Annotated in this window: 21 protein-coding genes and 1 pseudogene; 10 read left to right on the top strand and 12 right to left on the bottom strand. The window is 35.0% G+C overall.

Annotation, left to right across the window (positions count from 1 at the left end):
* Positions 1-29: 29 nt before the first annotated feature.
* Positions 30-1,181 carry a hypothetical protein gene (locus MKY17_RS01780; RefSeq protein WP_098373544.1) on the bottom strand — a complete coding sequence of 384 codons (1,152 nt, stop codon included), beginning with the start codon at positions 1,179-1,181 and terminating at the stop codon, positions 30-32.
* A 268-nt stretch (positions 1,182-1,449) separates the two neighbouring features.
* Between MKY17_RS01780 and MKY17_RS01775 the strand changes: the two genes are divergently transcribed.
* Positions 1,450-2,784, top strand: a complete 1,335-nt coding sequence (locus MKY17_RS01775) for a UDP-glucose/GDP-mannose dehydrogenase family protein (protein ID WP_098373490.1) — start codon at positions 1,450-1,452, stop codon at positions 2,782-2,784.
* A gap of 451 nt (positions 2,785-3,235) precedes the next feature.
* Here the strand turns inward: MKY17_RS01775 and MKY17_RS01770 are convergent, their stop codons facing one another.
* Both MKY17_RS01770 and MKY17_RS01765 read right to left on the bottom strand, forming a co-directional pair.
* Positions 3,236-3,775, bottom strand: coding sequence for a DoxX family protein (locus MKY17_RS01770; RefSeq protein WP_098373489.1), 540 nt, complete (start codon positions 3,773-3,775; stop codon positions 3,236-3,238).
* A 66-nt stretch (positions 3,776-3,841) separates the two neighbouring features.
* The gene (locus MKY17_RS01765) at positions 3,842-4,444 is read right to left on the bottom strand and encodes an iron transporter (RefSeq protein WP_098373488.1); all 603 of its coding nucleotides are present in this window, start codon (positions 4,442-4,444) and stop codon (positions 3,842-3,844) included.
* 627 nt (positions 4,445-5,071) lie between these two features.
* On the opposite strand from MKY17_RS01765, the gene MKY17_RS01760 reads away from it, so the two are divergent.
* Both MKY17_RS01760 and MKY17_RS01755 read left to right on the top strand, forming a co-directional pair.
* Positions 5,072-5,746, top strand: a complete 675-nt coding sequence (locus tag MKY17_RS01760; RefSeq protein WP_098373487.1) for a response regulator transcription factor — start codon at positions 5,072-5,074, stop codon at positions 5,744-5,746.
* A gap of 6 nt (positions 5,747-5,752) precedes the next feature.
* The gene (locus MKY17_RS01755; RefSeq protein ID WP_098373486.1) at positions 5,753-7,150 is read left to right on the top strand and encodes an ATP-binding protein; all 1,398 of its coding nucleotides are present in this window, start codon (positions 5,753-5,755) and stop codon (positions 7,148-7,150) included.
* Between the two features lie 286 nt (positions 7,151-7,436).
* Here MKY17_RS01755 and MKY17_RS01750 read toward each other — a convergent pair whose 3' ends face one another.
* The 3 genes from MKY17_RS01750 to MKY17_RS01740 all read right to left on the bottom strand — a co-directional run bounded on the left by MKY17_RS01750 (position 7,437) and on the right by MKY17_RS01740 (position 9,984).
* The gene (locus MKY17_RS01750; protein ID WP_339201262.1) at positions 7,437-8,120 is read right to left on the bottom strand and encodes an excalibur calcium-binding domain-containing protein; all 684 of its coding nucleotides are present in this window, start codon (positions 8,118-8,120) and stop codon (positions 7,437-7,439) included.
* A 10-nt stretch (positions 8,121-8,130) separates the two neighbouring features.
* Positions 8,131-8,850 carry an SHOCT domain-containing protein gene (locus MKY17_RS01745; RefSeq protein WP_098373484.1) on the bottom strand — a complete coding sequence of 240 codons (720 nt, stop codon included), beginning with the start codon at positions 8,848-8,850 and terminating at the stop codon, positions 8,131-8,133.
* A gap of 864 nt (positions 8,851-9,714) precedes the next feature.
* A complete protein-coding gene (locus MKY17_RS01740; RefSeq protein WP_339201261.1) occupies positions 9,715-9,984 on the bottom strand; it encodes a YolD-like family protein in 270 nt (89 codons plus the stop codon).
* A gap of 502 nt (positions 9,985-10,486) precedes the next feature.
* Between MKY17_RS01740 and MKY17_RS01735 the strand changes: the two genes are divergently transcribed.
* Positions 10,487-10,639, top strand: coding sequence for a hypothetical protein (locus MKY17_RS01735; RefSeq protein ID WP_176432013.1), 153 nt, complete (start codon positions 10,487-10,489; stop codon positions 10,637-10,639).
* 180 nt (positions 10,640-10,819) lie between these two features.
* Positions 10,820-11,347: an acyl-CoA thioesterase gene (locus MKY17_RS01730; protein WP_098373482.1), complete on the top strand. Its 528-nt coding sequence runs from the start codon at positions 10,820-10,822 to the stop codon at positions 11,345-11,347.
* Positions 11,348-11,739: 392 nt separating this feature from the next.
* On the opposite strand, the gene MKY17_RS01725 is transcribed toward MKY17_RS01730, so the two are convergent.
* The gene (locus tag MKY17_RS01725) at positions 11,740-11,871 is read right to left on the bottom strand and encodes a hypothetical protein (protein ID WP_262871547.1); all 132 of its coding nucleotides are present in this window, start codon (positions 11,869-11,871) and stop codon (positions 11,740-11,742) included.
* A 639-nt stretch (positions 11,872-12,510) separates the two neighbouring features.
* The gene (locus tag MKY17_RS01720; RefSeq protein WP_098373481.1) at positions 12,511-13,161 is read right to left on the bottom strand and encodes a GntR family transcriptional regulator; all 651 of its coding nucleotides are present in this window, start codon (positions 13,159-13,161) and stop codon (positions 12,511-12,513) included.
* A gap of 196 nt (positions 13,162-13,357) precedes the next feature.
* Between MKY17_RS01720 and MKY17_RS01715 the strand changes: the two genes are divergently transcribed.
* The 5 genes from MKY17_RS01715 to MKY17_RS01695 all read left to right on the top strand — a co-directional run bounded on the left by MKY17_RS01715 (position 13,358) and on the right by MKY17_RS01695 (position 20,088).
* A complete protein-coding gene (locus MKY17_RS01715; RefSeq protein ID WP_339201254.1) occupies positions 13,358-14,074 on the top strand; it encodes an RraA family protein in 717 nt (238 codons plus the stop codon).
* Positions 14,075-14,174: 100 nt separating this feature from the next.
* Positions 14,175-15,491, top strand: a complete 1,317-nt coding sequence (locus tag MKY17_RS01710) for an MFS transporter (protein ID WP_098373479.1) — start codon at positions 14,175-14,177, stop codon at positions 15,489-15,491.
* Positions 15,492-15,536: 45 nt separating this feature from the next.
* Positions 15,537-16,718, top strand: a complete 1,182-nt coding sequence (locus tag MKY17_RS01705; protein ID WP_098373478.1) for an aminotransferase A — start codon at positions 15,537-15,539, stop codon at positions 16,716-16,718.
* A gap of 27 nt (positions 16,719-16,745) precedes the next feature.
* Positions 16,746-18,422 (top strand): M20/M25/M40 family metallo-hydrolase, encoded by a 1,677-nt coding sequence (locus MKY17_RS01700; protein WP_339201252.1) that lies wholly within the window; start codon positions 16,746-16,748, stop codon positions 18,420-18,422.
* Between the two features lie 241 nt (positions 18,423-18,663).
* Entirely contained in the window at positions 18,664-20,088 is a 1,425-nt protein-coding gene (locus MKY17_RS01695; RefSeq protein ID WP_339201251.1) for an amino acid permease, read from the top strand.
* 213 nt (positions 20,089-20,301) lie between these two features.
* Here MKY17_RS01695 and MKY17_RS01690 read toward each other — a convergent pair.
* The 4 genes and pseudogenes from MKY17_RS01690 to MKY17_RS01675 form a co-directional block, all read right to left on the bottom strand.
* A pseudogene (locus MKY17_RS01690) lies at positions 20,302-20,676 on the bottom strand (Ger(x)C family spore germination C-terminal domain-containing protein); the annotation flags it as partial.
* Between the two features lie 772 nt (positions 20,677-21,448).
* Positions 21,449-22,054, bottom strand: a complete 606-nt coding sequence (locus MKY17_RS01685) for an AAA family ATPase (protein ID WP_098373475.1) — start codon at positions 22,052-22,054, stop codon at positions 21,449-21,451.
* Between the two features lie 113 nt (positions 22,055-22,167).
* Positions 22,168-23,034 carry a class II fructose-bisphosphate aldolase gene (locus MKY17_RS01680; protein WP_098373474.1) on the bottom strand — a complete coding sequence of 289 codons (867 nt, stop codon included), beginning with the start codon at positions 23,032-23,034 and terminating at the stop codon, positions 22,168-22,170.
* A 40-nt stretch (positions 23,035-23,074) separates the two neighbouring features.
* Positions 23,075-23,473, bottom strand: a complete 399-nt coding sequence (locus tag MKY17_RS01675; RefSeq protein WP_141993395.1) for a tetratricopeptide repeat protein — start codon at positions 23,471-23,473, stop codon at positions 23,075-23,077.
* Positions 23,474-23,477 lie beyond the last annotated feature (4 nt).

Here is a 23,477-nt window from a genome sequence, read left to right as displayed (position 1 = left end):
ACAAGGTCTCCTCCCAAGCAAAATAATAATTATTTCGCCTTTTCAATGACTGTTTGTAAAGTGGATTGAAGTTCTTTCAGCAATGGCTCGCCAGCTTTTTTATCCTTCGCTTTAGCTGCTTCCAAATATTGTTGTGTTTTTTCCGTAAGCTCGCCATATTCTGCTTCACCTATTAACCCTTTAATATCTTCACCAATAATGTCGATAAATAGGGCACCTTCTAATGCTGTTATTGGAGATTTATCTTCTCCCCAAAATTCTTCACTTTCCTTATATTCATCAAGGGCAATTTTAGAGAATCCTCTAACGAACGCCTTATTAACCTCAGCAGGATCTAATTTCGCACTATCCGTTTGCAAATCGAATTGCTGTTGAATGAAGGCTGCTTCTTCTGGAGCATGCCCATTTAAATAACTGAATAAAGATTGATAGAAGGCCCAACCTTCTGCTTGCTCCACTTTTGCTTCTTCCTTATCCGCCTTTGCTGCCTCTGCCGCTTTTGTTGCATAGCCATTTGGAACGGCACCAGTTGCTAGATAAAAGGTTTTCATAATTGTTTTATCTACAACTTGCTTACCAAGTGCGAATCCTAATTGATCATCCGCTTCTACAGCTTTTTCCATCTCAGCAAATCCACCAGCAATCACGTCTACCATATTTGTTCCATATGCAGCATCACGTTTTTCAACTGTAGATTGAAGAATTGCGTAATATCCCTTCGCTTCTTCAATTTCCTTTGTTACATCTTCTTTATTACCCCATTTTTCATCTACTTCAGTAAAATCATGTTTCATCGTTGTATAAAAGACTTTTTGCATTAGTTTATCAAATATTTGCTTAACAACGACCTTGTCCATAGTACCTTCTTTACCAGCTTGTAATGCGGTTGTAATGTGCTGATCCAATTTATCTTCGAATTCTGCATCTCTGTCTTGCACTAAGCTTTGCAGATTATTTTTATAAAGGTCCGTCACTTTATCATAGTCTACTTCTTTTCCTTCTTTAGCCTTCTCCAACTCAGTAATAGCTTCTTGGAAAACCTGTGCGTAATTCACTTCTTTTACTTCTGATTCTTTCTTTGTTTCTTCTTTATTAACTGTTTGTTCTTGCTTTTTCTCTTCGGTACCTTCACTTGCCTGTTTCTCGCTAGTACTGCATGCTGTCAAAACCGTACCTGCCATTAAAAAACTAGCAAAGATAGCTGATAATTCTTTTTTTCTCACAATAGTATCCCCCGTCTATTTATACATAATTGATAATGAATATCATTTCTAATTACGATTATAATAGGGAATGATAATCAACGTCAATGTATTTTTTAAAAATCAACACTTTCCATTTTACATTTTTTAAAAAAATGGTTATAATTAAATATTTACCTTTAAAAAAGTTCATTATAAAATGGACTTTGTAAAATGTAAGGAAAACACGATAATGAGAGGAATAAATATGAAGAACATAACAATCGTTGGAACAGGTCATGTAGGACTAGTTACTGGCGTGACTTTAGCAGAAATAGGTCATCAAGTTGTGTGTTATGATATTAATGAAAATGATATTGCACTAATGAAAGCTGGGATATCTCCCTTTTATGAACCAGAGTTAGCGGATTTATTGAAAAAAAATCTTAATAAAGGTCAATTGTTTTTTACAGGCGATCCCAAACTAGCATTAGTAGATGCAGAAATTATATATATTGCGGTAGGAACACCTACTGCTGAAAATGGAAGTGTTGATCTTAGCTATATCAAAGAGGCTGCAAAAACCATTGCTGAAAACATCACGAAGCAAGAAGTAATAATAGTAACGAAAAGCACTGTCCCCGTTGGCACAAATAAATTAATCAAACAGTTAATTGTAACGAATTTAACAAATGAAGTTAATATAAATATTGTTTCTAATCCCGAGTTTTTAAGAGAGGGCTCCGCAATCTATGATACTTTTTCTGCAGATCGGATTGTTATAGGGTCCGATTGTGAAAAAGCAGCATCTATCATTGAAGAGATAAATATACCTTTTGGGAAAACTATTTTTATTACGGATCTATTAAGTGCTGAAATGATTAAATATAGCTCAAATGCTTTTTTGGCAACTAAGATCAGTTTCATTAATGAAATTGCAAACCTTTGTGAAAAGGTGGGTGCAAACATAGAAGATGTAGCACATGGAATGGGTCTAGATTTTCGAATAGGAACCCAATTCTTAAAAGCAGGAATCGGATTCGGGGGCTCTTGCTTCCCTAAAGACACTCGTGGTCTAATTCAACAAGCTAGTGAAGCTGGGCAATCGCTTGAAATTCTGGAAGCAGTAATAAAGGTAAATAAACAACAAAAGTATGTGTTAATAAATAAAGCAAAGCAACGTTTTGGTAACTTAAAAGACAAAAAGATTGCTATATTAGGATTGGCATTTAAACCGAATACAAACGACGTACGTGAATCAATTGCCATTGATATAGCTTCAGAGCTAACTATGCAAGGAGCATTGGTTATGGCTTATGATCCATTAGCACTTGAAGAAGCGAAGCAAATTTTGGGAGAAAACATTCATTACGCTTTATCCATAGAGGAAGCTATAACAAATACAGACATGGTTTTTATAGCTACTGATTGGGAGGAACTCAAAGACTTCCCCCTAGAAAAATATGAAATGCTAATGAAACACCCAATTATTTTCGATGGAAGAAATAGTTATTCCTTAGAAATGGTGTCGGAATATAATATTGAATATTACTCAATAGGCAGACCTTTTCATAATAAAAATAATTCTTATAGCCTGAATTAGTCTAAAAAAAGAACTAAGCCGAAGAAGTGATAATTAAATTTTAAAAGCACCTGCTTCATTGGCATATGCTTTTTTTCCTTTTTTAAAACTAATTTGAATGTGTTCATTCAAAAGGCCACCATTGGGTGGCCTTTTGCCGGACTAACAAAGTCGTTAGTTTAATACGAATGATCTTTTCTAAGACTTTTGTGACATCATTTCTAATGTGCTATGAAAATGGGGTTGACCGTGTGAAATGTCCAAAGAGTAAGACTAAGACAAACTTATCGTTCTATAATCCGTAAAAAAGCCTTCTAATTCAATTCTTGTAAAATAATGAAGAAACATATTTGAACTTTCATCATAAAACGTCTGCTTTGCTAATTGCATACTTCACTAGAGCTTTCTCTCTACCTGGTTCTTTATCATCAAAGGCATTAACATCTACCAACCCACTTTTTAAATTAGTTTTTTATTTTTGGAGCAAGGTTTCTTCTGTTTTATTCCATCTCACATAGTTAGGTTTCTTTACTTTGAAGAAATCTTCAATTCTAAAATATCGATCTAAACTTAAAATCAATGCATCTTTCCTAAAGAATAACAATCCGAACGCAGAAGTATAAAGAGTTAAGCTAAGCAAATTCATATTACCGGAAAGGATGAAATTAATTTGCATAAATAAGCAGATAAAAATAGCAGGTAATGTCATAAGGCCAACTATCAAGCATATGCCCATAATTATTTGGGTAATGGGTATTGTGTAATTTAAAAACGGCACATGATTTAAAGCTGCCCCCTCAATAAAGTTCTTATAAAATTCGGGTACATTTGGCTTATCCAATGATTTTGTCAAATATTCAGTAAGGAACACTGTGGGTTGTTCGTACCATGATACTTCACCTGTTTTACCTGTAATTTTAGTTAATCCCGCTAAAAACCACCCTACTCCAAATAATACCCTCATGAGCACTACTAGAGATTTAAATATCATATTATCGATTGATTTTTTCATATCCTCACCCCTTAATAAATTAAATTTTTCATGTTAACGTGAATTTCAAAGCTATAAAAAACTCCATTAATAATTTGACAATTCTTTAGATTCTTCATACTTGAATTTCCATTTGAATGTCATAGGTTCATAGAAACCTTTAACATCTTTAACGTGACGAGCTAAATCAGGTGCACTGATCTCATAAGTCAATTCATAATTCCCTGATTGCGGAATATAAACATTTGAGGCATAATGCGGATCGCCTGCCACCATTTGATAAAGTTTTCCTTCTTCTACCACTTTATTTGTATCTAGATGATGTATTTTATACTTAATTGATAGATATGGAATCCATTCACCTTCATGGAATCCAAAAGTATTATCCCCCGTTGCATGAATGTCTGCTTCTAAATGAATGTTACCTTCTTTTCCTCCATGTTCTACAGGTGCTACTTCAACTGAATGGGGCATATAAACAGCATTAATCTCCATACCGTTTTTATTTACATGACCAATTGTTACATCTTCTCCAGCTTCTTCATGTTGTTCATGTTTTTCATGTTGTTCATGTTTTTCCTGTTTTGCATTTTTTTCCTTTTGTTCAGAGGCCTTATCTTTTTGATTGGTACAAGCAACAGATAAGGCAAGAATTACGATTGATACCAAAATTAATAATAAGTTTCTCATAAGCTATACCTCCATATATGATCTAAAGTGTGTAAAAAATGATTTCATTCTTAACAGTTAATTCTTTCAATTATTTTATTTTTCTATCTATAGGTGTAATCCTTCTAACTCTTCCTGTTACACCATAAATTCATCCTACATAGTATAGAAAGCTAAAAATAATAATGATAATCATTATCAGATATTTAGTCGATGGTGGTATGCTACAAAAAAAAAATTAAAAATCCTTTAAAACAAAATTAAAAAAATTTAATTTTTCGCCCTGATGTTCCAAAATGCCTCCCTTATGATTCGTTTTTTTCTTTCATTTAATCGAGGTTTTAAATTTTCTTGTTCTAGTCAAATGATCATAAAGATAGTTATCATCATATTATTTAGTTTTATAGAGGCCTAGTATGCCAAGACTAGGTTATTAATCATTCTATTAAAAGATTATTTATCAGTTTTTGTAATAAATTCCACAGAGAAATAACAGTGGTACCAAAGTGTGTTTTCTTATTAACTTTTAAATGGAAACTATTGTTAGATTGACCAGGTCAGAATGTTAATCTAAGATATTGTTATAAATAATTTGATAATGATTATCATTATCTTATTGAAGTGAGTGAATTTGTTGGAGGAAATGGGATGCGGTTATTATTGGTGGAAGATGAGACAAAAGTAGCACGCTTTATATCTCAAGGGCTAAAAGAATACCATTATGTTGTAGATGTGGCGAATGATGGTGAAATGGCTTCTGAGCTGGCTTATGCAGAAGATTATGATCTTATTATTGTTGACCTAATGATTCCAAAAAAAAATGGAATGCGGTTAATTAAGGAACTAAGGTTGAATGGAAGAAATGTTCCTATTCTTATTCTCAGTGCCAAAGATTCAATAGTAGATAAAGTAGAGGGACTTGATTTCGGGGCGGATGATTATATGACAAAGCCTTTTGCTTTTACGGAGTTATTAGCACGTATACGGAGTCTGTTAAGACGAAATCAAGAGAAATCATCACCTCTTTTACAAGTCGCTGATTTGACGTTGAATCCTTCTACGAGAGAAGTGATTCGAGATGGACTCCATATATTCCTTTCCAATAAGGAATATGCAATTTTGGAATTTTTGATGAGAAATGCGGGTAAGACTTTGTCTCGAACCTTGATTCTAGAGCGTGTGTGGTTGGATGCTTATAATATAGGAACAAACGTGGTTGATGTTTATATTAATCATCTAAGGAATAAAGTCGATAAAAATTTTGATGTAAAACTAATACAAACGATTTATAGTGTAGGTTATATGATCAAAGGAGAAAAATAAACCATCATGAACTTTTTTAAAAGTATCGGATGGAGAATTACGATTTGGCATTCAATTATGTTTATGTTCATTTTATTCCTATTTAGCGCATTCTTATATTTTACATTTACTGATATGTTAACCAAAAAAGTTGATTCGATGTTGGCCAGAGAGCTCAGTTTAATTACATATTGTTTGGAAAAAAAAGATACGTTTTCTGAAATCGAACAGCACATTAACAGATCGCCAAGTTTTGAGATGGTTAACGAAGAAGAAATATATTGGCAAATTGAAAACAAACAAGGGCAAATCATCGCGGGATCTCATAACTTGCATGGCAAACGAATCAAACGTTCAGATGTGTTGGAGAAGAAGGATGAGAATGTTTTGATTTGGAATACAGAGTTGAATGGTACACCTCTACGCGCCATGTCAGCACCAATGAGTTCTAAGGGAATATTAAACTTTCAAATTACAGTTGCAACATACAGCAGAATATTAGAATTATCAATTTTGAATTTAAAAAGCATTCTTTTATTTTTTATTTTCGGGTTTGTGGGGATCTCACTGGTCATGGGACGGCTGATATCGAAAAAAACGTTACATCCGATTCATCAAATAATCAATACTACCAATCAAATTACCGCAACAAATTTACATGAACGGTTGCCTATTGAAGGGCCAGAAGATGAATTGCAGAGTTTATCTAAAACTCTTAATCAGATGATTAACAGATTAGAAACCTCTTTCACTCAAATCCAGCAGTTTACTTCCGATGTTTCTCATGAACTTCGTACTTCCTTAACGATTATGCGAGGGGAATTAGATGTTGCTTTTATTAGAAATAGATCAGAAGAGGAATATAAACGTGTCCTACATACTGTTTTGGAAGAAATCATCTATTTATCTGATATGGTTGAAAAATTCTTATATTTATCAAGAAATACCTCCAATTCAAATCAGATTGAACAAAAAACAGTCGACGGAATGTTGTTGTTCCAATATGTAAGGAATCATTTATTATCTTTGATTATGAAAAAACAGATTGAAATGCATATTCAAATACCTGATCCATTCATTTTATACGGGGATGAAGATCTCTTGCGAAGATTATTTATTAACTTGATAGAAAATGCGCTTAAGTACACCCCAGAAGGTGGTAAGGTAGAAATCAAAGCGTTCAGTAAAGAAAAATTCATTTATATCGAAGTGTATGATCATGGGATCGGGATTCCAGATGAACACTTGCCTTTTATTTTTCAGCGATTTTATCGTGTGGACGATTCCCGATCAAGAAGTCAAGGAGGAACAGGTTTAGGATTGTCTTTATGTAAATGGATTGTAGAAGCTCACAAAGGGACGATTGAGGTTTTTAGCAAGCCTGATGAAGGAACTAGAGTGATTGTAAAATTGCACGCTAGTTAATGGTATACAGACGACTCCCACTATCCAAGATTGTCTTCCAATTTCGAAACAAGTGTTCCAGGTTTGTTTTTTTCACTTCATATTAGGGTTCCTGCTAAGGTTTTGAGTTAGAGTGGTGTCTTACTCATATCTTACTGAGGAGCCCTATTTTTTTCAAAGCTAAAAAATAACGAACTACAGGAATGCTAACCTGACCCTTTAGTTTAATCAGAAAATCAACACTAATCTTTAACAGAGCCTTTTATTAAAAGAAAGTGGACCATCTACTAGTCCTCTCAGACTTACTTTACTTATCACAACCAATTCCATCACCATCACGGTCTAGATGCTTGCCGTAACCAGGACTTCCTTCATATACAGGCGCTGCACCGGCGGATCGTACGGCATCACAGTTCTCATAATAAACACTGTTGACCGCCTCTTGTTCCTTTTTTTCTTCAGCTAATCGAGCAGCTTCTTCCTTTTTCTTTTGTTCCTCAGCTAATTGAGCAGCTTCTTCCTTTTTCTTTTGTTCCTCAGCTAATCGAGCAGCTTCTTCCTTTTTCTTTTGTTCCTCAGCTAATCGAGCAGCTTCTTCCTTTTTCTTTTGTTCTTCAGCTAATCGAGCAGCTTCTTCCTTTTTCTTTTGTTCCTCAGCTAATCGAGCAGCTTCTTCCTTTTTCTTTTGTTCTCTCGCCAAATGTTCAGCTTCTTTTTGCTCTTGTTTAATAGTAATTTCTTTCTTTTCTTTAGGTACAGTTTCATTTACTGGTTCTACAAAAATCATAGCTAGTATGCAACTAAGTAAGAATCCTGCTACAACTACCCATCCAGGTTTTGAGAACGTCACTCTTCCTTTACTACGTTGAATCATTTGGTAAATACCAAACAAGAAAATTATTAGACCTATCCAAGCAAAAGGGGTAACGATAATAGTAGATAAAATTACAAATAGAGCAATAGCAATCATAATCCATTTAATAAACTTCAAAATTTCCACCTCATGAGTTTAAAATCTTTTGTTTTTCTATTTCAAATTCTTCTTGAGTTAGCACACCTTGATCACGTAATTTAGCAACTTGAGCAAGCTTTTCATACTTATCATCTGAACGTGTAGCTGCTTTATTTTTAGCTTTGCTTATTCCAGTAACCTGTTTTGACTCGTTCATTTTACTTCTAACAACGTTGAGAAATTGTTTGAATTGATCGTCGTTTGCTATGTCGTCAAAGATTTTGCGGGTTCGTCCATAATCGATTAATAACTCTTTTTGAGCAAATCCATCCGGAGCTAGTGAAATACCATTCATTTTTCGATAATCGAAAGCTTCGGTGAACTCACCGTGACCTATTCCACTAGTAACAAATATAAGTCTGTGGCTGGTTGCAATAAGCATGCCCTTGATTTCTCTTTTTTTCGTTTTATCATACTCGGCAGGTATAGCTATTAAAACTTCCTCATCGGGGGATTTAATATATTTTTCAAAATGGATAATTGTACTTTTATAGAGAGAAAAACCTACCCTAGTGAAAAAACCAGCACTCTTTCCGAAGTATTTCTCCATTAATTGCATGTCAGCAGCTTGCTTTTCTTTTTTTTGTTGTTGGGCGATCTGATATTCCGCTTCTCTTTGTTGACGTTTCTCCTCTTTGATTAAAAGTGCCTTTTCTTTTTCTTCTGGTGAAACGTACTCTTGCCCTAAAAGTTTTTTAAAAAAACTCAACACAATCACCTCCGTTTTTAATAAAGGCTATTTTTTATGTAGCGGAAGACGTTACTATTTAATAGCGATAAATAAAAAATACTACAAAAATCGAAAAAAATGCCTACACTTAATAAAATAAAAATTCTCATGGAGATAGGAAGGGGCGAATAATAACATATTTGAGCAATTTCCAAATTGGTGGATATTGCATTACAGATTAATTACCTCATAATTGGTTATCTTAAACAATAATGGATATTAAATACACGAAAAATAGACAATCATTGCGATGGTCTTCTTCAACTAGCTGCCCCGATAGTTGAATTAAGAAAAAGCAGCCTTAAAGACAGCCTCGATCTTAAAGAAAGAACCCTTAATTTAGTTAAGAAGTTGGTTTTTATCTTTAAAGATTGGGTGGGAACATCCAGTTATGTATGGTAGCACATAAAAAAGCACCTGTTTAAGGTGCTAAGCTTGTAACGTTTTATATAGTGGATTTTCTATATCAATTAGAGATTGCACAGTACCTGTGTACTAGCATAGGTTGCTACTCGCGGGGATCTAGCTAACTTCCTTAATTCCCCATACACCTATAAAAAACGCTATCATTTTTGGGCCTGCTTGTAGTCTTGTTGTGATGTCCGAGCGTGATAGGTTGCTACTCGCGATGATTTACTGCTTTCAGTACTATCGTAGGTTGGCCCTCATACACCCTTTTATTACGTACGAGTTTATTCTTCATCCTCAGTTTTAATAGTATAAATAAAAACACTGCAAAGCCCTCCTAAATTTTAAGAAGGGCTTATTTTTAATCCTCAACGATTACTTTAATAATTTCATTAAATTTAATTCTCTTAAAGGAACTATCTTTCTTCTGAATACTTAACTCTTTCGTGACAGGATCAATATACACACAGTATCCATGCAGTTCAATTGGATTTCCCTCGTTAGCAATCTAAAACTTATCGGTAAATGATATTCCATCGCATAATGAATGTTGTTTTCATATTCTTCAACCTGGTATTCATCTAGGACAGGTTTTTTATTTAAGAAATAATCGTCCTCATCCTTTTTTTTATTTAAAGCTTTATGTTCTGGTAACATCAATGCTGCTTGCCCTTTAATGATTCCTCTATCACGAATTGTACCCATTAGAAAGATCTCTTCTTTTTATTCATTATATACGAACGAGCGTTCTTACGGAAGGTAGGGAAAAAGGGCTATTCCAGAAAATAGATTTTTCCATTTTATAATTTATTTAAGTAACCTTATTAAAGTAAATTGGGTGGAATATACACAGCTTAATCTTTTTTGTGAAATTGGCAGATGGGTGCAAAAATATTTTGCTATCTCCACACTAAAATTATTCATGCAAAAAAATTTGGCAGTCTAAAGCCACTAATACTCTTTTAATTCTGCGAGTTACAAGTTGGCGCGATACTTGCATTGTAGATTGAGATAGATTTAAAAACTTAGGAGGTACACAAAATATGTCCTTAACCCTAAAATAATGAACCATTATAGACTAAGTCATCATGCGGATAGCAGCTTATTGTTTGGAAGAAGAAAGACCGCTGAATCTTCTCGTTTTCAGTGGTTATAAAATCATCTAATGGAAAAACAGATTTAAAAAACTTTTTATTGGAGGCCTTTTATGTGGGTAATCACTGTTCATTCAAAGAACAACTTTAAAATATATGAGTTTGACTCTGAAAAAGAAGCTAAAGATACTTTCAGGAGGATGCAAGGTTGTAAAATCCTAACAGAAGTAATTTATTTTAATGATTTTGATTTAGTTAAATCATAAAGATTCAGAATTTTTTGCTAATTATAACTTTTTACATTCCTTCTTTGAACTAGTCAGGATTATAAAAAGAAAGATAGACGTACTAGAACCTTGTTCAAAATCAAATCGATATGAGCGAGACAGTTTCACTATTTTAGGAATAGATATAAAGAGGTTTATAAATTAAAGGGAGATATGTAAATGGAAACTAAATACTGTAAAGAATCAAGAGTTATAAGAACAAGTCGTATTTTTCCAAATGATGTAAATAATCATAATACTTTGTTCGGTGGTCGTTTGATGAATCACTTGGATCAGGTATCCTCAACTTCTGCAGCGCGTCATAGCCGTAGGGAATGTGTAACTGCCTCTACAGATTCAGTTGATTTTTTACATCCAGTTCGAACAACAGATTCAGTCTCCTTTGAATCTTATGTAACATGGACAGGTACCTCGTCAATGGAAGTCTTTGTGAAAATTATTGCAGAAGACTTAAAAAGCGGTAATCGTAAAATCGCAGCAACTGCACTATTAACTTTTGTAGCACTTGATCAACATAACCGGCCAACACCTGTTCCACAAGTCATTCCAGAAACAGAAGAAGAGCGAAAATTACATGAAACCGCACCTGACCGAGCAAGAATTCGTAAGGAAAGGAAACAAAAAAGTAAGGAATTGGCTGCATTTTTAACCGCAAATTATCCCTGGGAACAATATAGTTCATGCTAAGCTATATCGATAAGTAGTAGAATGGGATAAATTAGATAAGAACCAATTCGTGAGGGCATGGTAGTCCTAGTGACTCTTACAATCAGGTTGGAGCGAGAGGATATTGTGTCAGTCTTATAGATTAGTGAAATTTTCGCGATGTTTTTAACGGACAAGCGTATCTACGAAAAATAAAATGATAAATTCTTACCTTTACTCCCATGGAGCAAAGGCTTTTTTTTGACGAGTTTCTTCTACATGATAACGATTATATTCTTTAATAATAAGTTCTAACTTTTTGATTGAATTCACAGAGGTATACAAGAACATATAGGGAAACAAATCGTTAATTTTGGGACGGTAATTTTTGTATCCCCCAAAAAACATCATTTTTTTGAGGGACAGTTTGCAAGTCACATATGCTTACTTTTTTTGCGTTCCTGGGCTTTTAATGCTATTTTTTCAAGTCCTTTATTCGCAAATTCTACATCTGTTTTAGGTAAAGCATCATTATTCTTAAATTGCTTATTTTTATTTTTAGACATTTTTCACCACCCTGTAGTTTGATTTAGTTATACGAATTGGATGCCAACAAAAATAAATTTAAAGATACTGTGTAATTTTTATCCTTTTTCCTTATCGGCAACCAGTATTTTTAGTTTGCGTTCTTTTTTGCAGGCTATGCTATTTGAGATTCTTCTTCAACCTCATGATTTTAACTTACCAATAATTCTAATTTGGATTTAACAAGTAATCCCTATGAAGATTACACTTCTTTTCGTTCAGAAATCGAAAACATTATAGAAAACGATGATGAAATACAAGATATTCTGGAAAAATAGATTTGGAAGGAAGAACCATACTTATACCTACAAAACTGTCCTATCTAGTTTTTTTAGTTTTAAAACTTCCTCTGTTGGTATTTTTAAACTATATTGATTGTTTCTATTCAAGATTGAAAAAGTATTTGGGGAAACCAAAAACCCTGAACCTATACACTTTAACCAGCTTTCCTTTCAAAGGTACTCAAAAATTGCATGTGATTTTTCGTCTATCGTATTTTAGTCAAAAAACTGCACCTCCGATTGTTAGAGTTGTCTAACAATTGGAGGTGCAGATCAAAGTCAGTCCATTTTTATGTTTTTTTAGAAACTAGTATCATTTAACACCTTTTGCCGTACTGTTCATGGATCCAGAAGCGTTTTTCTGCCATATTGTATGTGTTCTTCAATATTTCGAACTACTTCTTCCATGTTGCCTTTTTCCAGGGCCTCTACAATTAATACGTGTTCATCATATGTTTGCTTTAGGCGATCTATTTTTTTCTTTAATACTTCTTTTCCGTAAAATTTCAGTTTTTCTCTAATGCTTTTAAACATCTCTAACATTTGTTCATTTTTATTAAACTCCATTATTCTAAGATGGAACCTCATATCGTATTCAAGTGCTGAATAGGAATCTTCATTTTTTATATACTCGTATTGCTTATTTAAGATGTCATATAGTTCTTCGAGTTGGTGTTTTTCAATACTATGTGAAAGTTTTCGTAACGCAAATGTTTCAAGTGCAATTCGTATTTCATACACTTCACTGACTTGTTTTACAGAAATATCACATATATAGATACCTTGCTTTGGATGAATACGAACCAATCCATCATGTTCTAAACGCTGAAGGGCTGACCGAATAGGAGTCCTGCTCATTTCTAACTGTTCACTAAGATCCCCCTCTTTAACAAATTCTCCTGGCGATAACTCTCCGTTCATAAGTAGTTTCTTAATCATCTCATAAGCTCGATCTTTTAAAAATTGTCGTTTGGGTTGGTGTATGCTCATTTTATCTATCCTTTTAAAAAGTATTAATACTACTAATGGTATATAAAAAATAAACAACAAGGAATTTCTTTAACTTACTATATTCTATCATATAAATCGCGTATTTAAATTTCAGAATAGATTGACTAATAAGTTTACCTGTTGTATACATATAATATACAACATAAATACAACAAGTCACAAGAGGTATTAGTAAGTGATTGATAGCGTTTACAAAGAAAGGATGAATGTAATGATAACGGTAAATTCTAAAACTCCAAGACCAAAACTTGAAGAAGTAAAGCAATTGGGAACTATTTCACCAAGTGATTATGGGCATCATTTAAATTTCCAATTAATCAGTACTAAGAAAATCAAGCCTTTATTCCCGATTGAAAACACATTTGCTGGTCCTGCAGTGACAGTCCGAATCCCTCCAAACGACGGTCTATTAGTTTATAAGGCACTGGATTTAGTACAGCCTGGTGATGTCGTTGTGATTGATATGAACGAAGAAGAGCGTTTTGCATGTTGGGGGGAAATTACAACAAGAGTTGCGATGGAAAAAGGAGCCATTGCTGCGATCATTAACGGGCCTGTCACCGACACCAAAATAATTAATAATTTGCAATTCACCGTGTTTTCTTACGCAATTTCACCTTTAACTACCAAAGTCTATAGTATTGGTGGCGACGTAAATGTACCTGTATCTATTTCAGGATGCATCATTAACCCTGGGGATATTATTGTTGGAAGTAATGATGGCCTGTTAGTTGTTCCACAAGAAGAAACATTAAGTTTTGTTGAAATCGGCAAGAAGGAAGAAGAAGCAGATGAAAAACGACGTCAAGAGTTGCAAGCGTTAGGTGTTGAAAAATACCTTCGTCGGTTCGATCCTCTTTGGGAAAAGATGTTAGTTAATAATCAGAATTAATCGATTTGCTAAAAATACTTATTTCTCACCTAGGCTCCCAGCATAATCCTGTTTTATACTTTTTCAGTTATCAATTCTTATAAAGGAAGTGGATAAAAAGATGAAACAAGTGAAGATCGAAAAGCAGGTAGAATTAATCGCCGAATCTCAGGGGAAGGAAAGAAAAATTGGATTACGTTGGGGAATGGGTTTGATCTTTTTTATTATAGGTTTGATAGCGTACATGGACCGAGCCAATCTATCTGTGGTCGCAAAACCGATGATGGATGCTCTAAATATGAACAAAGTTGAATTTGGACTTTTGTCTTCCCTCTTTTACGCAGGATATTGTATTGCTCAAATTCCAGGGGGGATGCTTGCAGAAAGGTTCGGGTCAAGGAAAATCATTATAATTGCGATTACCTGGTGGTCTGCATTTACAGCACTTACAGCGGCCTCTACGTCTTACGTTGTATTATGCATTGTAAGGTTTTTATTTGGTGTTGGAGAGGGTCCAATGTATCCAGCCAACGCTGTCTTCAATTCATACTGGTTCCAAAAACATGAAAAGGGACGAGCAGCAAGTGCATTATTAGCTGGTTCTTTCTTCGGACCTGTTATAGCACCAGGAGTTTCAGTGGCTATCTTGCTGCTTTTTGGATGGCAAGGCGTTTTCTACAGTTTCGCTATTCTCGGTATTGGGATTGGCTTAGTTTGGTTTATTGTGGGGCGTGATAAACCAGAACTTCATCCTTGGATTTCTGAAAAAGAAAAAGTGCTTATTTGTGAAAATCGAAGCATCACCGGAACTGTAAAAAAGGCCGCCCCATGGAAGCTATATCTAAGAAACATCCAATTTTGGGCTGTTGGAATTCAATACTTTGTCGTTATCTATATGAACACCTTCTTTTTAACATGGTTACCTACTTATTTAATGGAAGCACGAAATTTCTCCTTAAAAGAAATGGGGATAGCGGCAAGTTTCCCTTGGCTGGCTATTTGTTTCACTGTTCTAGCTGGAGGCGCCCTATCAGATATCATCTTACAAAGAACAAACTCACGAATGAAGGCTCGAGGTAGTCTAGCCTTGATCGGATTCATTTTTTTCATTATCGGTTTGTATTTCGCTGCCTACTCCACAAGCCCTTGGATGAACGTTGTCTGGTTGACACTAGCACTTGGCGCTCTTGGGCTGCCAATCGTTACTTCTTGGGCAATCGCAAACGATTTAGGTCAAGAATACGCAGGATCTGTCAGTGGTTGGATGAACCTTTGGGGAAGCATTGGAGGAATAACGTCTCCAATTATCTGCGGATGGTTTGCGCAGGAAATGGGTTGGAATACAACCCTTTTAATCAACATCATCCCTATAGGACTTGCTATTTTCTTGTGGTTTATCATCAAACCTGATCGTCCATTAATTTCGTCTGAAAACTAGAAACATTATGTAAGGTCAAAAATTTCAAAAAAGGTGATAGGACAAATGGAAAATTCGATAAATAAAAGCGTCTCAACCATCAAGATTCCCGGCATACGGACATTTTCCAATATGGTGATCCATTATACCGATGCGATCAATCTTACCCTAGGTCAGCCAGATTTCACAACACCTGAACATATAAAAGAAGCTGCAATAACAGCGATTAGACAAGATCATACAGCCTATACACATAATGCGGGTCTATTGGGCCTCCGGAAGGCTGCTGCAGATTATGTATTCCAAAAGTACAATCTTACCTACAATCCTGAGGATGAAATCATTGTTACAAACGGTGCAACTGAAGCCATTGACAGTGCGTTCCGAACCATTTTACAAGCAGGGGATGAAGTCATTCTTCCCTCTCCAATTTATCCTGGATACGAACCGTTAATTACATTATGCGGAGCAGTTCCGGTTTACGTTGATACGTCAAAAAATTCTTTCAAAATGAATGCTGAAATGATTAAGAATAAACTAACGAAACGAACACGCTGCATTGTTCTTTGTTCACCTTCAAATCCTACCGGAAGTATGTTAAGTGAAGAAGATATCGTTGAAATTGCTAATGTACTTAGAAATAAAAACATCTTTGTTGTATCAGATGAAATCTACAGTGAACTGTCTTATGATAAAAAACATTTTTCAATTGCCTCTGTTCCAGGTATGAGAGAGAAAACTATCGTCGTTAACGGACTTGCAAAATCCCATTCTATGACAGGTTGGAGAATTGGTTTTACTTTTTCGCCTTCCTATTTATCTAGCCAAATGTTAAAAGTCCATCTTTATAATTCAGTATGTGCCAGCACAATTAGCCAATATGCCGCAATCGAAGCATTAACCCAAGGGAAGGATGATCCGAGCCAGATGGTTGAAGCGTATCGAAAACGAAGAGAGTACATCTGCAAACGGCTTACCGACATGGGATTAGATGTTGTCAAACCAGATGGTGCCTTTTACGTTTTCCCTTCTATAAAAAGTACAAAGATGAAATCGTTTGATTTTGCGTTGAAGCTACTCCAAGAGACAAGTGTTGCAGTTGTTCCTGGCGACGCGTTTTCAGAGTTTGGAGAAGGGTACGTTAGGATTTCTTATGCGGCATCTATTGAAACACTTGAAGAAGGATTAAACCGAATGGAGCAATTTGTCCATTCAATAAGGCGTAAGTCGCTAGCAACTAATAAATAAATACATTTTTTTAAGGAGATAACAATCATGTACAACAAAATATACAACATGACAACGCCTGAAAAAGTAGAAACGCTTACACGTGCTCTTGTAGGTATTAACAGCATTAACGGAACAAGTGGCGAGGTGGAAGTGGCTAACTTTGTAAAAGAAACTCTTCTAGGCTTTCCGTATTTTCAACAAAACCCATCTCAAGTATGGGAACAGCCGGTTCCAAACGATATACTAGGCCGGAAAAATATTTTTGCTTTAGTCAAAGGGAAAACAGAGACTAAAGATACAATTATTTACCATTCGCATTTGGATACTGTTGGTATTGAAGATTATAGCAGCATGAAAAAAGATGCGATGAATCCCGATGCGTTAGAGGATTTTTTCAAAATGTATGCATTTGACAAAGATGTACAAAAAGATGCTCAATCAGGAGAGTGGCTGTTTGGAAGAGGGGCCGTTGATATGCAAAGCGGGATCGCAATACACATTGCAAATGTTCTCCACTTTTCCGAACATCCCGAAGAATTAACAGGTAATATTCTGTTAATGGTAAACCCAGATGAAGAAAGCCAGCATAAGGGAGTGATATCTGCCATTGCTGAGTTGAATCGATTGAAAGAGGAGCAAGGGTTGTCTTATACGGTAGCCATTAATGATGACTTTATTACTCCTTTATATGATAATGACCCTCACCGCTATATTTATACGGGAGCAGCAGGTAAGCTTCTACCGAGTTTCTATATTTATGGTCGCGAGGCCCACGTAGGTGAAACGTTATCCGGTATTGATCCAAACTTTATTGCGGCTGAGATAACGCGCCGTGTCCATAATAACCTGGATCTAGCCGAAAATATTGACGGTGAATTGGTTCTCCCCCCTTCTTGTTTGTATCAACGCGATACAAAAGAATTTTACAATGTACAAACCGCTACTAGTAGCTACCTCTATTTTAACTACTTTGTTTATAAAGCGACAACGAAAGAAGTCATGGATAAGTTAACTGCTGTTGCACTTGAGGCCTGCAGGGAAACAGAACATGTTCTATTCAAGCATTACAACGATTTTCTCATGCGCACAGGGTTGCCACCGAAAACACTATCCTGGAATATTGAAGTAACGAGTTTGGCCGATTATGTGGATGAGTTGGAAAAGATGGGTATTAATACAGCGGAAAGAATGAAGAAAGCGTTTAATGAGAATGAAAATTTAGAGCCAAGAATGCTTTGCTTCAAAATTGTCGAAGCCTTACAAGAACTTGATCCTAATAAAAAGCCGCGGGTTATCATCTTTTTCGCGCCACCTTATCTTCCACACAACTATTTAAATCAAGATAATGAGAGGGACGCTAATCTGGAAAATGCACTAAAAGAAGTATTAGATGAAGTAGCAAAAGAAACCGACGAAAAGTTTGCACTGAAAAAGTTCTTCCCTTATCTAGCAGATGGCAGCTTTTTATCCTTGCACGAAACCGACGAGGACATCCTGGCGTTATTAAATAATTTCCCGGAATGGGAGTCCATTTATCCTTTGCCTATAAAGGACATTCGTAATCTTAATATCCCATCTATCAATATCGGTGTATATGGAAAAGACGCTCATAAATGGACAGAACGGGTTTATAAGCCTTATACTTTTGGCGTTTTACCCGGACTTTTAAGAAATGTAACGCTTAAGTTATTAAAAAAAAATGAAGCGATTTTAAGCAAGTAGACCCGGTAATGTAATAGCTTCAGAGATTGGAGGGAGAAAGAAGCTTTTATTCTTTCCAATCTTCCCTATAAATTTGATGTTATTAAGCCTGTGTGTTTTTTAAACAGCTATCGAATTATTTTAATAGGTGATGCTAAATAGATTGTGTAGTTTACCTATTATCCTAGAAATATGCACGAAATAATTATCATAATATTCATATTTTTTGTTTCATTAATGATATAAGAAAGAGTGATAAAGAATGGGAATGATACCTAAGGAAAACGATGAATTAAGGCGCACGATGAAAAGCAGACATTTGTTCATGATTGCACTTGGTGGTGTCATTGGAACTGGATTATTTCTCGGTTCAGGATTTACAATTAGTCAGGCGGGACCCGGAGGAGCCGTTCTTGCTTATGTACTTGGTGGGTTTCTTATGTATCTTGTTATGCTTTGTCTCGGTGAATTAACAGTAGCTATGCCAAATTCGGGCTCTTTTCAAGCATATGCTACGAAATATATTAGTCCTTCAACTGGATTTACGATTGGCTGGCTTTACTGGTTAAGTTGGGCGAATACGATTGGATTAGAATTTACATCTGCAGGTATTCTTATGCAGCGTTGGTTTCCGGAAGTTCCTGTTTGGATTTGGTGTATGGTATTCGGAATTATCATATTCTCAATAAACGCATTGTCCACTCGTAGCTTTGCAGAAACAGAATTTTGGTTTTCTAGCATTAAGGTGACAGCTATTGTTCTCTTTATTATCCTTGGGGGGGCAGCTATGCTTGGTTTCCTTGACTTAAAAGGTAATGAATCTGCCCCGTTTTTTTCGAATTTCACAGGTGACGGTGGCCTCTTCCCAAATGGTATTCTCGCCATATTTTTAACAATGGTTACGGTGAACTATTCTTTCCAGGGAACTGAACTCATTGGTATAGCTGCTGGAGAAAGTGAAAATCCAGACAAGACGCTACCGCGTTCCATTCGAAATATCATTTGGCGTACCATGTTTTTCTTTGTTTTGGCGATGTTTGTACTTGTTGCACTAATACCGTGGAAAACTGCCGGATTAGTTGAAAGTCCGTTTGTTTCCGTATTTGACATGATTGGAATTCCATATGCTTCAGATATTATGAATTTTGTTATCCTTACCGCTGTTCTATCTGTAGCCAATTCAGGACTGTATGCAGCATCAAGAATGCTCTGGTCACTTTCTAAAACTGAAATGGCCCCATCTGCGGTCGGTAAATTATCTTCAAAAGGTATTCCGTTGAATGCACTGATTATCACAATATCCATATCGGCACTCTCACTTCTTACTAGTGTCGTGGCTGCAGAAACAGTCTATGTCTGGCTTATTTCTATTTCAGGTGTGATTACAATTGTCGTATGGATGTCTATTTGTGCATCACAGTTCTTTTTTCGAAAACGGTTTATAGCAGAAGGTGGCAATGTAAAAGATTTAAAATTCAGAACACCTCTTTATCCACTTGTTCCGATCTTGGGATTCGTGTCATACGGAATTGTGTTAATTAGCCTTATTTTCATTCCTAATCAAAGACTAGGGCTATACTGTGGTATACCATTTATGGTGGCCTGTTATATTTATTACCACGTAATAATAAAGAAGAGAAAAAAGCACAAAAGCGGTGAAGACAATGAACTTGGAAAAGCACAATGAGTTCATTGAGGAGTACCCGGTATGCCTTAGAACCATTTTATCTATAGTATCGAAACAGACTTTAAATATATTACTACTACCATTTTGAATAGATCATTAGGTTCTATGTGAAGAAGATGTTTAGACATTTTTAGTCTAAACATCTTCTTTTAATCTTTTCAATTTTCACGTCTATAGAGGATAAGAGGATCTAATCGTATTGAACTTAAAGTCTCACTTCTTTAATCCTGATGTTCCATAATCTTTAATAGTTAATTTTACATGGTAGTTGATCGGCATTTCACTAAATGTTTGGGCCCAATCCTTTTTGACCTTCTTCCATAATATAGGGGGTTTAATTCAATCGATTTCCGAAGCCAGCAACGTCGCCTTAGTATTCTTTCGCTTTTTTTCCACTGCATTCCTCACCAAGCGTTTCACTTCTTTTTCAGAAGTTTTTTCTGTTTATTTTAGAAATTCATTTTTATAAGAATTTCCCGCCCAATTTTCAGATAGCCTTCCCTCTGATTCAACGTTTACATCAAAAGAGATGTAGTTTCCTTTAACTCGAGGTTAAATACTGCTTTTCATAGACTCTCTATCTCATACACATTGAAGCTGAGGCAGGTGTAAAAAAGATTCAAGAATGATTAAGGCATTCAGATATAAACACGACGATGAACATTTACGCTCATATGACAAAAAATATTTTAAAAAAGACCTCTCATAAGTTCAGTGAACTTACGAAAGGTCTCCTCTAATTGGTGAAATTAAGTTGTTTCAAAAACTGAAAGTTAGCAAAAAGTTAGCATTTCACTAATCTCCACCTTACAAACCCCTATATACCAAGGGTTCTAGGCGATGATTACATCATGCCGCCCATTCATCTTTAAATAAAATAGAAAGTAATAGGATACAAAAAAGGACTATATATCAATATTTCGCAAGAATTCAACTAAATTAATTTAAATGCGATATTATTAAGAAGAGGACAAACCCGAGGACAAAAAAAGCCCTTCTCGTTTGAGATGGGCTCTAGTTATGCTGTTTCTTCTTATTCATTTCGAAAGCAAATCTAGATTTAATCACTTGATCATTTTAGGTATTTTTTGTTAAACTCATATATTCCATTTTCATCAGTACCCATCACATTTCCCATAAAATTTTCAAGGCCAGGCGTACTTCAAATTAATTGTAGGGCATATACAGCTCTTCCTGAAGAATTCCGTTTTAAAAAACATTTTGATGACTATCTCTTTAATAGTTACAATGATTTTTTTAACACATTGAACAAAAATGTGTGGAGGGAATTCAGCTTTTTGAAGAACAGCCTCTAAGTTTTGGATTTCACAATTCTTTGCTAGTTTCAGAAATGTACCTTTTAATGTATCCCCCGTTCTATATCTTCCAACAACCTAGAATAATTCACTTTTGTATAATCTGATACATCGACTTCATATAATTTCCCTAATTCAAATGTGTCATATCCTCTTGTTGTACATCTATTTATAAATTCCTCATAGATCAATAAATTATCTGCATTACTTCTATTAGCTAAATGATCCCCTTTTTTATAGGAAGTCACGATATGACTCAAATGCCTTGTCGGATCCAAATCTCGCTTTTTTTGCCGTTCAAACAAAATATCTAAATCTGCAATTAACCGAATAGTAACGATCTCATAACCATATCTATCTACTAATTGCTGAATATGAGGCTTTTGTTTCTGACTAAAAGGATAATCAGACATAATATTGTCGCCTACTTGCATTTGCTTTTCCATTATTTCATAGTACTTCGCCCATGCTATCTTTTCTATCTTCTGCTTTTCTTCTAAATTACGATAACCATATATATCACAATAATATTCTTTCAAGTCATCCTGAGAAAGATTATAAAATGACCCTAATTTACTATTGATGATATTACTCAAGTAGGTTTTCCCTGTTCCTGGTAAACCTGCTAATAAGATTAAGGCTTTATCCATCTTACCACCTCATAATCTAACGAATAAAGAAAGAGTACTAGGAATACCCCGTACTCTCTTTATTATCCATCTTCTCCAACTCTTACAAAAATGCCAAATGAACTTTTTTTTGACTATTTTACTTGAAGCGTACTGTCTTCTTTATTCATGAAGATTCCAATTTTATGTTTGACAATTTCTTTTACTGCCTTATTACATGGAATAATATTATGTCGTAATGATTTAGTTACTTTTGTTTCTCCGAATGTTTCTTTCGCTGCTTTCGTCCATGCTACTAACAACTCAGTACCAACATTAAATTTACGAATCCCATTATTTATTAATTCATGAATATCCATTTCATTAACACCTGTACCTCCATGAATAACTAAAGGTACATCTACTACAGCATTGATTTCTTTTAATAGCGGTAGATTTACTTCTGTTTTAGATTTATATTGACCATGATTAGTACCGATTGCAATGGCCAAAGCATCAACCCCTGTTGCTTTAACAAACTCTTCTGCATCTTTTGGGTCAGTATAAACCTTATCATCCTCATCTACATGAATCCCTTCTTCAGTACCACCAATTGTCCCTAGTTCGCCCTCTACCGAAACACCATATTTGTGTGCATATTCTACTACTGCTCTTGTTTTCATAATGTTCTCTTTGAATGGTAAATGAGAACCATCAAACATCACTGATGTATATCCTTTATTGATTGCCTCTTTAATATCATCAAAATCCCTTGCATGGTCTAAATGCAATACCACATCTACCATTTCATTTGTGGCCATAGTTTTACATACAGCAACAAAATTTTCATGACCAATGTATTTCGCAGTATCTATACTTGTTTGAATAATAATTGGTGCTCCTTGCTCTTTTGCTGCACGTATCATATCAGGTAACATCTCTAAATTATGTGCATTAAATGACCCAACTGTATAATTCAATTCTTCAGCCCTAAGTGTTACTTCTTTTAGTGTTATATACATAATCAATTACTCTCCCTTTATACTTCTTTTATTTTCTTCCTTATCGAACACCACGCGTAACCTCTTTAGAAACTTGCATCATTTGATCCATTTTCTTTAGATATATCTGTAATAATTCTTCATCATTCACTTTTGCTGCTTCTGCACGCTTCTTGTTATAAAGTTTTAATAAAGTTTTGTAACCTTCGCCTAATGACTTTTTAGCCTGAATACTTTTTTCTAACGAATCAATAGCATTATTTTCTTCACCAAGTTCATTAAATGCCAGGCCAATCTCCTCATGAATTTTTGCTTGTTCTTCTCCAACTGTTTGATTTACTTCTTCTTTTTTAGTGGAGATAATACGTACTAACTCTTCTTTTCGTTCTACTGTTAACACTACCTTTTCGGTTGTTTCTTTTTTCGGTTCTTTAGGTTTTTTCTTACCAAATCCAAACATTACT

Source organism: Peribacillus sp. FSL P2-0133 (assembly GCF_037975445.1).
Lineage (GTDB): Bacteria > Bacillota > Bacilli > Bacillales > DSM-1321 > Peribacillus > Peribacillus simplex_E.
Note: the sequence above shows the minus strand (reverse complement) of the source record. Positions and strands in the feature narration are given on the sequence as shown.

What these genes read in the sequence shown, in the direction of transcription:
- MKY17_RS01780 (WP_098373544.1), bottom strand. Translation starts at nt 1,181, where the DNA reads ATGGCAGGTACGGTTTTGACAGCATGCAGTACTAGCGAGAAACAGGCA.
- MKY17_RS01775 (WP_098373490.1), top strand. Translation starts at nt 1,450, where the DNA reads ATGAAGAACATAACAATCGTTGGAACAGGTCATGTAGGACTAGTTACT.
- MKY17_RS01770 (WP_098373489.1), bottom strand. Translation starts at nt 3,775, where the DNA reads ATGAAAAAATCAATCGATAATATGATATTTAAATCTCTAGTAGTGCTC.
- MKY17_RS01765 (WP_098373488.1), bottom strand. Translation starts at nt 4,444, where the DNA reads ATGAGAAACTTATTATTAATTTTGGTATCAATCGTAATTCTTGCCTTA.
- MKY17_RS01760 (WP_098373487.1), top strand. Translation starts at nt 5,072, where the DNA reads ATGCGGTTATTATTGGTGGAAGATGAGACAAAAGTAGCACGCTTTATA.
- MKY17_RS01755 (WP_098373486.1), top strand. Translation starts at nt 5,753, where the DNA reads ATGAACTTTTTTAAAAGTATCGGATGGAGAATTACGATTTGGCATTCA.
- MKY17_RS01740 (WP_339201261.1), bottom strand. Translation starts at nt 9,984, where the DNA reads ATGGGTACAATTCGTGATAGAGGAATCATTAAAGGGCAAGCAGCATTG.
- MKY17_RS01735 (WP_176432013.1), top strand. Translation starts at nt 10,487, where the DNA reads ATGTGGGTAATCACTGTTCATTCAAAGAACAACTTTAAAATATATGAG.
- MKY17_RS01730 (WP_098373482.1), top strand. Translation starts at nt 10,820, where the DNA reads ATGGAAACTAAATACTGTAAAGAATCAAGAGTTATAAGAACAAGTCGT.
- MKY17_RS01725 (WP_262871547.1), bottom strand. Translation starts at nt 11,871, where the DNA reads ATGTCTAAAAATAAAAATAAGCAATTTAAGAATAATGATGCTTTACCT.
- MKY17_RS01720 (WP_098373481.1), bottom strand. Translation starts at nt 13,161, where the DNA reads ATGAGCATACACCAACCCAAACGACAATTTTTAAAAGATCGAGCTTAT.
- MKY17_RS01710 (WP_098373479.1), top strand. Translation starts at nt 14,175, where the DNA reads ATGAAACAAGTGAAGATCGAAAAGCAGGTAGAATTAATCGCCGAATCT.
- MKY17_RS01705 (WP_098373478.1), top strand. Translation starts at nt 15,537, where the DNA reads ATGGAAAATTCGATAAATAAAAGCGTCTCAACCATCAAGATTCCCGGC.
- MKY17_RS01700 (WP_339201252.1), top strand. Translation starts at nt 16,746, where the DNA reads ATGTACAACAAAATATACAACATGACAACGCCTGAAAAAGTAGAAACG.
- MKY17_RS01695 (WP_339201251.1), top strand. Translation starts at nt 18,664, where the DNA reads ATGGGAATGATACCTAAGGAAAACGATGAATTAAGGCGCACGATGAAA.
- MKY17_RS01685 (WP_098373475.1), bottom strand. Translation starts at nt 22,054, where the DNA reads ATGGATAAAGCCTTAATCTTATTAGCAGGTTTACCAGGAACAGGGAAA.
- MKY17_RS01680 (WP_098373474.1), bottom strand. Translation starts at nt 23,034, where the DNA reads ATGTATATAACACTAAAAGAAGTAACACTTAGGGCTGAAGAATTGAAT.
- MKY17_RS01675 (WP_141993395.1), bottom strand. Translation starts at nt 23,473, where the DNA reads ATGTTTGGATTTGGTAAGAAAAAACCTAAAGAACCGAAAAAAGAAACA.